Genomic DNA, 13,711 nt, shown 5'->3' on the forward strand with positions numbered 1-13,711 from the left:
GCTACCATTCTTTTTTTTCTTTTTTCAGAAAAGCTGCAATCCCCTGCTGACAATCAACCGTATTTCGCGCCCTTGCATTTACCTGAGCTGCCTTTTCCAAGGATTCGTACAAGCCTAAGCCCACCAAATCTGCCAATAATTCTTTTGTCTGTGCCAGGGCCTGAGGAGAATTGGTTTTAGCCAGTTGCACACAAAAGGACTGGGCATGTTCTTGCAGGCTGTTTGCTTGAACTATACCTGATAACATCCCTATTTCCAGGGCCTCTTTAGCCTCAATAATCCTCCCGCTTAGCAATAGTTGCCTGGCTTTTCCATGCCCGATTTTTTCATTTACATATGGGGCAACAATTGCGGGTACAAAACCAATGCTTACTTCTGTGAAGCCAAATTTTGCTTCAGGAACTGAAAAGGCAAAATCACACACGTTTACCAATCCGCATCCCCCGGCCAAGGCATGCCCTTGCACCGCAGCCACTATTACCTTAGAAGACCGGTGGATGGTGTCAAAAAGCGCCTTTAGTGCCAAACTGTCTTCCAGGTTCTCCTCGTAGGAATAATCCTTTAATTTCTGCAAATGCATTAAATCAGCTCCAGAACAAAAAACTTTTCCTTCTGAGCGAATAAGGATTACCCTCACGTTTTCATTATCGACAAAACCTTTTAGGGCATGCTTCATCCTTTCTATCATTTCCGGATTTAGCGCATTCCTTTTATCAGGACGATTCAGCACCAAATGCCCCACCCTATTGTCGATTTCCGTGACGATTGGAGAAGTTTTCATATGATTATAATTTGCTTTTTATAGGCCATATAGCCTGCCCCTGCCTGCTCCGAACTTGTTTCAGGGGACTCGATTTGGGGGAATCTTGCAGGAATACCCCTATAGCTACCGGGGGGAGCATCCCAACCATTTACATATTACTTAAATCTTAATAATTTATGGATTAAATACTAATTTTTATACTACGAATGACAATTTATTTTACGCTGCAAGCTTCGCGGATTCGTTGCGGCCCCCTAAAAAACCTCAGGGCAGGGCAGCGATAAACCAAATTTTATTTCCTTTCTGTAAATGCCAATTTTATAACTCTGTGTGTTGTTCTCGTCATGCCTGCCTGGTCCGGTAGGCAGGCTCGATTTCTTAGTGCATTTTTGATTAAAGTAAGTCCGAAAATGTCCAAAAGCAAATTTTGGAGACTTATATATAGGAACAAGAAAAATAGAGAACAAACCCCTAGCCCGAATCCCGGCTAAAGTGCGAAGTAGTCTCTCTCCTCCAAAATCAAAGTTTCCCCAGATGGCAAAAGGATAAGAAGGGAATTATTCATACCCCGAATTCCCTTCAGGGAATTATGTTGTGTTTTGCCATAACGGATACGATGGGGTAGGATTTTGTAATTAAATTCCTCCTCCGTAACTTCTTCTAAATAGCTATAAATCTGTCCTTTGAAGAAATAGTCCACTGCCGCACCTGCATTTAGGGAATAAATTGTAGTTTTTACTCCGGTTTCCCTGGCAAAAAATAGGTACCATTGCCAAAGGACAAGAAAAATGGAAAAAACTGCAGCCATTTTTAGGGCATTTTTCCGTTTTTCCTGAAAGGCGAGGAGCAGGCAAACCAACAAACCCCAGAATAAAATCATTTCTGGCCATTCCATATGGATGTGTGAAATTCTCGCACCAGGCAATTTATTGACGGAAAATATAAGGGCATTTACACCTTGAATCAACCCACTAAGTAGTTGTCCAAATAAATCGGAGATTAGTGGAAACAAGAAGCTAACCAAGAAGGGTAAACCCAGGGACATTATCAAAAAAGCACCTGGAATTGCAACCAGATTGGCAAGCATAAAATAGGTGGGGAAAACATGAAAATAATAGGATGAAATGGGAAATGTGGCTAATTGGGCTGCAATACTTACGGAGGTAATCTGCCAAATGTAATCCATCACCCTACCCTTTGGGTTCCAAAGGTTCAGTATAAAAGGTTGAAAAATTAAAATACCGCTGAGGGCAGCATAAGAAAGCTGAAACCCAACGGCATAAATCAGAAAAGGGTCATAGAGCAAAAGAACCAAAGCCGAAAGTGCCAGTGGATTAAAAATGGAAGGACTTCTGGATCTCATTTGTGCCAGGGAAATAAAAGTGAACATGGTAGCAGACCTTAGTACCGAAGGGGACATCCCGGTAAGCAAGGCATAAAACCAAATACCCGATATAATCAACAGCAGGTAAGGCACCCTTTTGCTAAGAGAAAGCTTATGGGGTTTAAAGAAAAGCAGAAAAAACCCATAGATGATGCCAACATGTAATCCCGATACTGCCAATATATGCATGGCACCAGCAGTACTGTAAGCTTCTCTTAACTCCATGTCCATCCCTTCCTTTTGCCCCAGCAACAAGGCCTGTGCTATTTGTTGGGATAAAGGGTCAGGTATATAGGAACGCACATGCTCTATTAAATTTCTCCGGAGGAACATAATATTCCGAAGTATGTTTTCTTCGCTGTCCCTTCCCAATAATTCCAGCCCATCCCTGAGAAAATGCCTATGGTAAACCTGTTGCTTTTCCATAAACATCCGATAATCGAATTCATGTGGGTTTACCGGCGGGGAAATCTGGGAAGGCACCCCTTTTATCAAAACCAAATCACCCGGGTTCAATGGCTGCTCGCCGTTGTGGTAAATCAATACTATTCCTACAGCCTCTACCCATTCCCCTCCGGATCGCACCATTTTAATTTCCAGCCTGTTTGCAGTTGTTTTGGCCTTAGGCTCATCAAAGTTTTGGATGATTCCCATATAAGCCTCCAACTGGGAAAAGTGAATGAGGTGATTGGGGGAATTTCTTGCATCCCTTAGAAAAGAGAAACTGATACCTGCCAAACATAGCACCAGAAAAGCCAGGGAAGGTAACAATAGTCTATGAAAATGCCTTTTAGCCGGGTAATTGAAGAAAAGAACTACTCCATAAAAAGCAAAAGAAATGAAAGTGGCACCAAGCCAGATACTCCCAACCCAAAAACCGGAGTAGGGATAGATCAACACACCTAATGCAAAAAAAAGGGTATACCGGATAAATGGATAATCATTAAAAGGCATAGTGACTCACATAAAAATCCCTTTACAAATTAGGACTTTTAAGGCAAAAAACAAAGCAAACTATCTCTTCTCTAAAGAGATAGGCTTAGGCAATTCAAGTCAATAGCAATCTATTTTTCTCCAGGCTTGTAAGTGACGGAGGCATTGTTTTCTACCTCCTCTCTATAAAAATTAACCGCTTTAAATTCTCCTTTGGCATAAGGAGCAGCCTGGTCGATAAAATGAGGGGAATCTGGATCCCCACTTTGTCCTCCTGCCAATATACTTTTCGCTTTCACTTTTTCGCCAAACTCCACGACTGCAACAAAACTGTTGCCTAACGTTCCATATATTTTTTTTGTGGGTATCGGGCTTCTTCCTACATAGGAGGCCAGTGCTCCCCATAGCCCGGGTGCAAACGGAACTGGTATACTGGCTTTTTCGTCATCAAAGGGCTGAATGATGTCACCTGTCAAGCGTTGGAACCGATTTACCTCTCCCCAGGCCATCCTCCAAGTTCCAAAATCATTTTCCAGTCTTTCCACTGCCAATCTCAAGGCCTCAAGCTTCATGTGGTCACTGGTATTTTCTGCCAAAAAGTCGAACAGATACACTCCCTTGGGCATGGGTATACCCCTGGCCAAAGTTCGTAGGGCTTCTCCCCAATAATGGGCCAAAGTCATTCCTACTGGAGCCAAACCGAATTTCAAATCCCAGCCTTTGAGTTCGGAAATGGGATCTTCCAAACCTGCTTTACTAGCCTCATCGGAGTTTTCATATGCCATGAACAAGCTTGGAAGGAGCTTTTCAAAGCCAATAAGATAAGGGTCATAGGCCGTTTCAACGAGTTTTTCCAGGTTGAATCCCTCTTTTCCTTCAAGTACCCTGACGGCATTTAACCCTCTGGCATTTTCGGAATCCGGAGCCATATAGCTGGGGTAATCCTCCGGGTTTGGGCTTTGGTCACCAGCAGCGGTAAATGGGGTGGAGTTGCAATTCTGTATCCAACCATTTGAGGGGTTTATCAATTGAACTAGTTCATCTACTTCATGAAGGCCATCCCAATCGGTGGCAGGATCGCTCCCATCCACGGTTCCAGACCAGTCAAATGTGGGATTTCTTCTGGGAATAAAATTACCATGGTAATAGGCGATAGTTCCATCCTTATCCGCATACACAGTATTATTAGAGGAATTGGTCTTAAGGTGCATGAGCTCCCTAAACTCCTCATGGTTGGTGGTTTTGGTCCTCAGGTAGGATTGTGTAAGGGCATTTTCCCTATCCTCCATAAGGCCTATTGCCACCCAACGATCGTTTTCTGACCGGATCACCGGGCCATGATGGCTGTAATAGGCCGTAAAAGTCTTGGTATTCATTTCAACCCCAATTCTGTAAGAAAGGGTAATCTCCTTTTCTTCGAAGGGCTTCCATTGATCTCCATGTCTGTATTCATATCCTTGTTCGGCTGGTCTAACCTCCAGGGAAAAATGGTCAATGGCATCAGCCCTAGTAGAAGTATGCATCCACCCATTATAGGGATTAAAACCCTGGTAGATGAAAAACTGACCCCAAGTAACCGCCCCATAGGCATTAAGCCCCTCCTCACTAACCGTGTGAATTTCAGGACGAAAATAAAAGGAGGTGTGTGGATTTATCAACAAAAGGGCATTTCCATTTTCCGTAAGTGAAGGCGCAATGGCAAACCCGTTAGAGCCACTTGGGTTTTCATCCAACAAAAACCTGGGGGAAGGGGTGTAACTCTGAAAAGGATCATCATAAAACTGCTCCAGTCCTGCTGGGGAAATGGTTTCAATATCTCCACCTATACTCCCCTCTGTAAAAGATAGGGCCATCCAAGGTTCAAATTTCTCCAGTAATTTGGGAGTCACCTCTGGGTGGGTGTGCAAATAGTAATTGATTCCATCGGCAAATGCATCCATTAACCTTTTAAGCCATTCTGGACTGCTATCGTACTCTGATTTTAAAACATCCTCATCGATGTAAAACCGCATTCGGAGATCCGTAAAAAGTTTGTCCTCCCCTTCTACCTCAGCCATCCTACCCAAGGAAGTGATGTAATTTACTTCCACACGGTTAAAATCATCTTCACATTGGGCATAGAGCATGCCGAATATGGCATCTGCATCCGTTTTTCCATAGACATGGGGAACCCCCCATTGATCTCTTATGATTTCGGTATTATCTACATGCCTACTCCACCTTTCTTCCTCTGTCTGGGAAAGAAGTGGAAATACAAGTAGGCAAACAAAAAGGACAAGTAAGTAATGTTTTTTCATTTTAGTTAGTGGTTGATGGTTATCTTTTCCAATCAGCCAAAATCATGGAAGATTTTGGCCACAGGAACTAAAAGGACGAATATAAGGGTTAAAAAATAATTTTTAAGCCCTCCAAGAAAGAAGTAGCCAGAGAGAAGAAAAAATTTAAAGGTTTTTTGGCATTTTTTTTGGAGTTTTGCGAGAAATGAAATGTAAAAATCATGTTTAGAAAAGTAGTTGTTTTCCTTTTATTAGGAATTATTATTTATAGCTGTGCAAAAGTTCCAATGAGTGGAAGGAGACAGCTAAGTATAATAGGAAATAGAGAAATACTTCCTCTTTCCTATGACCAATACAGCCAGGTAATGGGTGAAAGTAAGGTGGTAACCAATACCGCCGACGGACAAAAGGTAGTAAATGTGGGGAAGCGAATAGCCTCTGCGGTAGAGCAATACCTTAAGGAAAACAATTATTCTGAAGCCACTGAGGGATTTGCCTGGGAATTTAACCTCTTAGAAAGCGACCAAGTAAATGCTTGGTGTATGCCAGGTGGAAAGGTTGCGTTTTACACCGGAATTATGCCCATTTGCCAGGATGAGACAGGCGTAGCTGTAGTAATGGGTCACGAGGTGGCACACGCTATTGCCAACCATGCAAGAGAAAGGATGTCACAGGGTATGGTGGCCAATGGTTTGCTAGGAGGCTTACAGGCTGCCATGGGGCAAAACCCTAACTTGACCCAGACCATCTTCCTTCAGGCTGTGGGCTACGGTGGCCAGGTTGGCATGCTTAAATTCTCTAGAGACCAAGAACTGGAAGCAGATAAACTTGGGCTGATCTTTATGTCCATCGCAGGCTATAATCCAGAAGAGGCTCCGGAGTTTTGGGAAAGGATGGAGGCCCAGGCAGGAGGAGGTGCACGTCCGCCAGAGTTCCTATCCACTCACCCAGGCCCTAACCGAAGGATAGATAGGCTTAATGAACAAATGCCAGAAGCCTTGGAGTATTACGAGAAAAACAAAAGGTGACAAAATGCAAAAAACCATAATTTGGAGGCTGTTTCCTAAGTCATTTTAAGCGATTTTCGATTAACAGTTCTTTAAATAATGGAGTACTACATTGCTAAAGGATCAAGAGATTAGATTTTCTCTGTAAGAAATTTAATTGGAAAAAAGAGGCTGTCTCCTATGTGAAAACAGCCTCTTTTTTTGCGAAACCCCTTAAAGCCGAAATATTTATACCATAGAAATATACCTAGTTACCTTAAATTTAAGATAGAAATTCTATTTCGGCCGATAAACTTGGCACTATCTACACACTTCTGTTAGGTAAAACACTTTTTTGCAATTGGTCCTGAAAGTATCGTTCCACATGGAGGACAGCATCTGCCCGACAGGAATTCTCAGCATTTTGCTATAATGGGGAAAAGATAATTAAATGGGTCATTCATAGGTTTCAGTTTTTGAACTTAAAAAATCCGTCCTGATAAAACCTTTGGTTTTATCTCGTATGAATCATCTCAATCCCTGCCAAAAAGTCTTAAAATAACTTATATACTGTTCAAATTCGGACATTATTACAGGTTTTTGGCTTAAAATAATTTTGGAAAAGAAATTGCAAAGCATAAAAAAAGTAAAGGAACATAAACAGCAGCCCTATGGATTTCAAGCAATTTACCATAAAATCACAGGAAGCCATTCAAAAGGCACTTGAGCTGTGTACCGCAGCAAATCAACAATTGATTGAGCCTGCGCATTTGCTCAAGGGTATATTAGTGGAAGAAACAGATGGCACCGGCTTTTTGCTGAACAAGGTGGGGGTTAACCCGAAGCTTTTGATACAAAAAGTGGAGGATCTCATTCAAAAACTTCCAAAAGTTTCCGGACAACAGCCATACCTTTCCAATGCCACTAACCAAGTATTACAAAAGGCAAAGGAATACCTAAAACCCTTTGAGGATGAATTTGTGGCAGTAGAGCATCTTCTATTGGGGATACTGGCAGGCAGCGACCCCGCCTCAACACTTTTGAAGGAACTGGGCATACAGGAAAAGGCACTCATAGAAGCGATTAAAGAACTTAGAAAAGGAAATAAAGTGACGGATCAAAACGCAGAATCAAAATACAGGTCATTGGAAAGATATTCCAAAAACCTTAACGATTTGGCCAAAAAGGGTAAAATAGACCCTGTCATTGGTCGGGATGAAGAGATACGCCGGGTCTTGCAGATTTTGGCAAGAAGGACCAAAAACAACCCTATACTTTTGGGAGAACCTGGAACAGGTAAAACCGCAATCGTAGAAGGTCTTGCGCAGCGCATCGTGAGTGGTGACGTGCCCGAAAACCTAAAAACCAAAACCATAATTTCGTTGGATATGGGTTTGTTGGTGGCGGGAGCCAAATATAAGGGTGAATTTGAGGAGCGCCTCAAGGCTGTAATCAAGGAGGTAACCGATAGTGACGGGCAAGTAATTTTATTTATCGATGAAATTCATACCTTGATAGGAGCCGGAGGAGGTGGGGAAGGAGCCATGGACGCCGCAAACCTGCTCAAGCCTGCATTAGCCAGAGGTGAATTACATGCTATAGGTGCCACTACACTCAAGGAATACCAAAAGTACATAGAGAAAGACAAGGCCCTTGAAAGAAGGTTTCAACAGGTGATCGTGGATGAGCCCAATGCTTCAGATGCCATCAGTATCCTCAGGGGAATCAAGGATAAATATGAACTTCACCACGGAGTCAGAGTTAAAGACGATGCAGTGATTGCAGCGGTGGAGCTTTCACAAAGGTATATTTCCGACAGGTACCTTCCCGATAAGGCCATTGATCTTATGGACGAGGCAGCGGCCAAATTAAGAATGGAAATCGATTCCCTGCCTCAGGAACTGGATGAATTGAATCGGCGAATCATGCAGCTAGAAATAGAGAGGGAAGCGATTCGAAGAGAAAAAAACAAGGACAAAGAAGGCACTTTAAGCAAAGAGATCGCAGAACTTTCCGAAAAACGCCAAGATATAAAGGCCAAATGGGAAAGTGAAAAGGCAGTGATCCAAGGTATCCAAAAGGAAAAGGAAAATATTGACAAATTCAAGATAGAAGCTGAGCAGGCGGAAAGAGCCGGCGATTTCGGAAAAGTAGCTGAAATTCGATATGGGAAGATAGGAGAAAGTGAAAAGAAGCTGGTATCCTTCCAGGAACAGCTCAAAAAAATGCAAGAGGGATCACCCCTTCTGAAGGAAGAAGTAGACCAAGAAGACATTGCAGCGGTGGTGTCCAAGTGGACTGGCATTCCGGTATCCAAGATGATCCAAAGTGAAAGAGAAAAGCTACTTCACTTAGAAAACGAACTTGGAAAACGAGTCGCCGGCCAAAAAGAGGCCATAGGTGCACTTTCCGATGCGGTGAGGAGAAGCAGGGCAGGCTTGCAAGACCCAAAAAGACCAATAGGCTCTTTCATCTTCCTTGGAACAACTGGTGTGGGAAAAACCGAATTAGCCAAAGCCCTTGCGGAGTATCTCTTTAATGATGAAAACGCCATGGTAAGAATTGACATGTCGGAATATCAGGAAAGGCATGCCGTAAGCCGCTTGGTGGGAGCACCTCCTGGCTATGTTGGTTATGACGAAGGTGGTCAGCTGACTGAGGCGGTTCGTAGAAAACCATACTCGGTGGTGTTATTGGATGAAATTGAAAAAGCTCATCCAGATGTATTCAACATTCTTTTGCAGGTTTTGGACGACGGTAGGCTTACCGACAACAAAGGTAGGATGGCCAATTTCAAGAACACCATCATTATCATGACCACGAATATAGGTTCCTTGCTAATCCAAGAGCGGTTTGACGGTATGGAAGAGTGGAATAAGGATCAAGTAATGGAAGATACCAAATTGGAAGTCTTTGACTTGCTCAAAAAATCCGTTCGGCCAGAGTTCCTTAACCGTATCGATGAAGTTATTATGTTTGAGCCCTTAAACAGGCAGATCATCCGGAAAATCGTGGATATTCAGTGGAGGGAAATTCAAAAGAGGCTGGATGAGGGAGGAATCGAAATCGATGCGACTTCGGAGGTACTAGACCATTTAGCAGTGGTGGGTTTTGACCCGCAATTTGGGGCGAGACCGCTGAAAAGAACCATGCAACGACTAATCCTGAACGAGCTTTCCAAACAAATCCTTAGCGGCTACATCAAAAACGACAGTGCCGTTTTGGTGGATCTGGATGCTGACAAACAGATTTACTTCAAAAACTTGGAGGCTGTGGAAATAGAATAAGGTTGCCCAATAGGAGTTATAAACGACACCCCTTTTTGGAATAAATTTCCAAAAAGGGGTGTATTTGTTATTCCCAAGCATCCAAGATGGATTCCATTTCGTCCATTACTGCATTAATCCTTGCTATAGTAAGATCAAAGGGCACTGAACTAGTCATATCCACCCCTGCCTCTTTCAACAGCTCTACCGGGTACTCAGAACCTCCTGCTGACAGGAATTCCCTATACCGTTTTACAGCCTTCTCTTCGCTGGCCAATTTCTCCGCTATAGCTTGCGAAGCAGTAAAGGAAGTGGCATACTGGTAAACATAGTAGTTGTAATAAAAATGCGGAATGAAGGCCCATTCTGACTTGACATTTTCATCCACTATACATATCCCTTCATCGTGTCCGTAATATTTTTTGGTTATTCCCAAGTAAAATTCATCAAAGTCCTCACCGGTGAGTACTTCACCATTTTCTACCATTTCATGGATTTTTAATTCAAACTCCGCAAACTGTGTCTGTCTAAAGAGGGTGCCTTTTGCGGTTTCCAGAAAATTCCCTAATATGGCCAAGCGAACCGCCTTGTCTTCCATATTCTTTAAAAAATAATCATTCAATAGTGCTTCATTTACCGTACTTGCCACCTCAGCCACAAAAATGGAATACCCTGCTTTAGAATAAGGCTGATTTTGATTAGAAAGGTAGCTATGCATGGTATGGCCCAGTTCATGAGTGAGAGTGCTTACATCATTGTATTTTTCATTATAATTCATAAGAATATAGGGATGCACATCATATACACCACCTTGTGAATAGGCTCCGGACCTTTTACCTTCGTTGGGGTACATGTCTATCCAATGCTCATTAAACGCCCTATCCACTACCTCCACATAATCCATCCCCAATGGCTCTAGGGACTTAAGCACGTGATCTTTGGCTTCTTCCACCGTAAACTCCAAATCCACTTCTCCCACCAATGGAGCATATAGGTCATAATAATGCAGCTCCTCCAGATCCATCATCCTCTTCCTTAGTTGTAAATACCTGTGAAAGGTGGGAAGGTTTTGGTGAACGTTGGCAATTAAGTTGTGATAGACTTCCTTGGGAATATTGTTTCCATCAAGGGCGCTTTCCAAGGTGCTTTCGTAATTCCTTACTTTGGAGTAGAAAATATCACTTTGCAGGTTTCCATAGAGTTTTGCGCCAAACGTACGTTGAAATTCATCGAGCTTACCGAAAAAGGAATCGAACACCTTTTCCCTTAATGCCCTATCCTCACTGGCTCTGTGCTTGCTAAAGTTCGCCGGAGTCAATTTAATGGTCTTGCCATCGATTTCCATTTCAGGGTAGGGAAAGTCCGCATTGGCAAAAATGGAACGGACATTGGATGCAGTACCTGCCATTTGGGAGGCCTGAGCAATTACCCTTTCCACCTCCTCGCTGCGCTTGTGAGTTCTTCTGCGAAGTAGATCATGAATGTATTTGTCAAAAGGTGCAAGCCTCGGCTCATTTTGCACAAAGGAGGTTAAGGTTTTGGGATCTGCTTGCAGGATTTCGGGTTCTATAAACGCAGCAGTGGAACTAAAAGAAGATCCTATCTGCTGCAATTCCAATTTCATGGCCGTGTATTTCGAAACCCTCGTATCCTGATCAGATTTCATGCTGGCATATGCTCCTAGCCTGCTGAACTCTTTCCTTGTATCAGCCATAAATTCCAAGGCATCTGCCAAATCCTCTGCCGAACTGGTAAGTTTTCCTTTAAATCGTTCTACTTGGGCACTTCTCTCTTTGATCTGGTCTTTTGCTTCAGTCCAGGCCTCATCACTGGGAAAGATGTGGGTCAAATCCCATTTATATTTTTCCTCTATCTCATCCCTGTCCTGGGCTTGGGCAGCCAAAAAAAATGTGCAGGTTACTAAAAAAATTAAAACCAGAAGTTTTTTCATATGATTATAATTGTTTTTTATACGCCGCTTAGCCTGCACCCCCCTTTCCCGGACCTGTATTGGGGAACTCGTTTCGGGAGAATCTCCCCACGGCCCGTTAGCTATCGGGGGGGCACCCCTTTGGGTGTAGTCGTGAATACTCAATTTCATATTTGTTATAGTCAGTTAGTTACAATTAGGATGGTCAAATATACCATATACGCCTAAAAGTTGGTGAGGGCAAACGAAAATTTTTCAGTTCGCATTAAGGGAGTTTCCTAAGGATGTAGACTTACTTGAAAAAGGCAGGAAAGGCCATGAGCTCATTTCTCTTTTAAATGATGGTAAGGCATAAGCGATCAGAACCTGGAACGAGAAAGTACCAACCTAACCTCTTCCAGACTTAAGCGCTATCCCCATCCTATAATTTTAATTAAGTTGGGATAGAAAGTCTTCAAATAGCGAAATGCCCTAGCCCAAGGGGAAAAACCAGCTGGGGCCGAATCCAACGATAACCTCCTTTTTAATACCCAAATTATTGTGCGAAAAGGTCTTCCATTGGACTCAAAATTCGCTAATCCTCATACAATATTGTTAATCGGAAAATTCATAATCAGTAGGTAAAAAATCTCCCAATTTCTGCCAACCCCAATATCCCTCAAAATAAAGGAAAAGTGGATTGGACTCCAAACCTGTAGAATAGATGGATACTGGTGCTGTTTGCTTCAAAATAGAAACCTGATCAGTTGATTTATTTACTTTTCCAGGCACCATTGAATTGATATATTCCCTGCTAGCCTTAGCCAGGGTATAGGTAATTTCCAAATAGTCTTCAAATTCCAATGTAAGCTCACCATTAATGGTGTTGCTAAAATCCCTTTCTTCCAACTGGTTGGGATCTACTTCATTTATTATTTTGGGGAGAGACTCCTTTTTAACAATTGCAGCAAGAGAATCCCTAAAGCTACTGAAAGTTACATCTCCAATATTTTTAAGTTGTTCCTTTGCATCGAGAATTATCCTTTCCTCAGGTCGGTCTGGATTTGGTACTGTCTTCATTTTTCTGACTTCGAAGCCTGCCTCATGTATAGTACCCTCCAAAAGGTTGCGTTTAAAATGCAGCCATGAACCCAAGTAGGTTTTGGATCTGTTCTTTTTCCACCTGCGTTGTTTCCATTTACCACCTTCCATTTCGGTATAACTGGGGTAGCCAAGGAAATGGAATATCTTTTTGCTGTTGTCCAACTCAAAGGAGGTCAATAAGTAGTTTATACGGTACCCAAGCCTATGATTTTCTATAATTAAAAAGTCTGTACTGTGCACTTTCAATAGTGATTGGTCAAAGTCTATCACCAAAACCTCTGGATTGATAATCTTGCAGCTTAGGGCATTTTTGCTATTCCCCAAAAAATAGAATTCAAAAATTTTTAAGTTTTCATACCATTCCTTGCTTCTTTCCCCATGTACTTCTAACTCATTCAGATCAATCAGCTTTGGAGCCATCTGAAATAAAATTCGGGGCGAATCAGCGGTGAAATTCGCCGAATAAATTAGGTTTTCATACCCTACTAAAGAAAGAACAAGTTCATGGTGACCTTCTGCCATTTTAAGTTCAAACTCACCATCCTCATTTGCTACGGTCCCCTCAGAGGTATTGTTTACAAATACCGTAACATACGGTAATGGAAGGTGTGTTTCACCATCCACAATCCTACCTTTCAGGCTAATCCTTTGAGCCAATAAAGGGTTAAGTGCTGAAAAACCTAAAATAAAAAAGAGAAGCCCCAATAAACCTGGCACCAAGCATTTTCTTCCTAACATATTAAACAAATTTAATTGTTAAGTAATTAAATACCTAAAAATAGTGCTATCTAGCTCAAAGCAGAAGGAATTACAACTAAACTCATCTTAAAAAAAATAAAAACTCTCCTTTAAAGAAAACCATTTACAAGCCTAGTTTCACTATGGAGTTTTTAAAGGAAGAAAGGTAGGGCATACATAACCGGTGAAGACAACCAACCCTTTGAAAAATGCAGTGAAATCGAGCCTGCCTGGACGGCAGTCAGGCATGACGAGATCGTCATACGGGGGGATCCCCCCGATAGAATACGGGACGGGGCAGGCTATCTGCCTGACGGTTTACCTGCCGAAGGCATGGGAGTCAGGTGTGACC

8 protein-coding genes are annotated in these 13,711 nt (G+C 42.4%); 3 read left to right on the plus strand and 5 right to left on the minus strand.

The features are described 5' to 3' along the window. Position 1: 1 nt before the first annotated feature. Both DB520_RS09830 and DB520_RS09835 read right to left on the minus strand, forming a co-directional pair. Positions 2-781, minus strand: coding sequence for an enoyl-CoA hydratase/isomerase family protein (locus DB520_RS09830; protein ID WP_114749550.1), 780 nt, complete (start codon positions 779-781; stop codon positions 2-4). 469 nt (positions 782-1,250) lie between these two features. Beyond that, positions 1,251-2,987 carry a ComEC/Rec2 family competence protein gene (locus DB520_RS09835; RefSeq protein ID WP_232834928.1) on the minus strand — a complete coding sequence of 579 codons (1,737 nt, stop codon included), beginning with the start codon at positions 2,985-2,987 and terminating at the stop codon, positions 1,251-1,253. Here DB520_RS09835 and DB520_RS27460 point away from each other — a divergent pair. Next, on the plus strand, positions 2,925-3,053 hold the full coding sequence (locus tag DB520_RS27460) for a hypothetical protein (RefSeq protein WP_262511316.1): 129 nt from the start codon (positions 2,925-2,927) through the stop codon (positions 3,051-3,053). The two genes, DB520_RS09835 and DB520_RS27460, sit on opposite strands and share 63 nt — an antisense overlap. A gap of 158 nt (positions 3,054-3,211) precedes the next feature. Here the strand turns inward: DB520_RS27460 and DB520_RS09840 are convergent, their stop codons facing one another. Beyond that, entirely contained in the window at positions 3,212-5,377 is a 2,166-nt protein-coding gene (locus tag DB520_RS09840; RefSeq protein WP_114749552.1) for a penicillin acylase family protein, read from the minus strand. Positions 5,378-5,577: 200 nt separating this feature from the next. Here DB520_RS09840 and DB520_RS09845 point away from each other — a divergent pair, with 200 nt between their 5' ends. Then, on the plus strand, positions 5,578-6,384 hold the full coding sequence (locus DB520_RS09845) for a M48 family metallopeptidase (protein WP_114749553.1): 807 nt from the start codon (positions 5,578-5,580) through the stop codon (positions 6,382-6,384). 629 nt (positions 6,385-7,013) lie between these two features. After that, complete coding sequence (gene clpB, locus DB520_RS09850) at positions 7,014-9,629, plus strand: ATP-dependent chaperone ClpB (protein WP_114749554.1); 2,616 nt, start codon at positions 7,014-7,016, stop codon at positions 9,627-9,629. 67 nt (positions 9,630-9,696) lie between these two features. Here clpB and pepF read toward each other — a convergent pair whose 3' ends face one another. Next, the gene (pepF, locus tag DB520_RS09855; protein ID WP_157972003.1) at positions 9,697-11,559 is read right to left on the minus strand and encodes an oligoendopeptidase F; all 1,863 of its coding nucleotides are present in this window, start codon (positions 11,557-11,559) and stop codon (positions 9,697-9,699) included. A gap of 573 nt (positions 11,560-12,132) precedes the next feature. Beyond that, positions 12,133-13,359 (minus strand): carboxypeptidase-like regulatory domain-containing protein, encoded by a 1,227-nt coding sequence (locus tag DB520_RS09860; protein WP_114749556.1) that lies wholly within the window; start codon positions 13,357-13,359, stop codon positions 12,133-12,135. Positions 13,360-13,711 lie beyond the last annotated feature (352 nt).

The organism is Pleomorphovibrio marinus, assembly GCF_003347495.1.
GTDB lineage: Bacteria > Bacteroidota > Bacteroidia > Cytophagales > Cyclobacteriaceae > Pleomorphovibrio > Pleomorphovibrio marinus.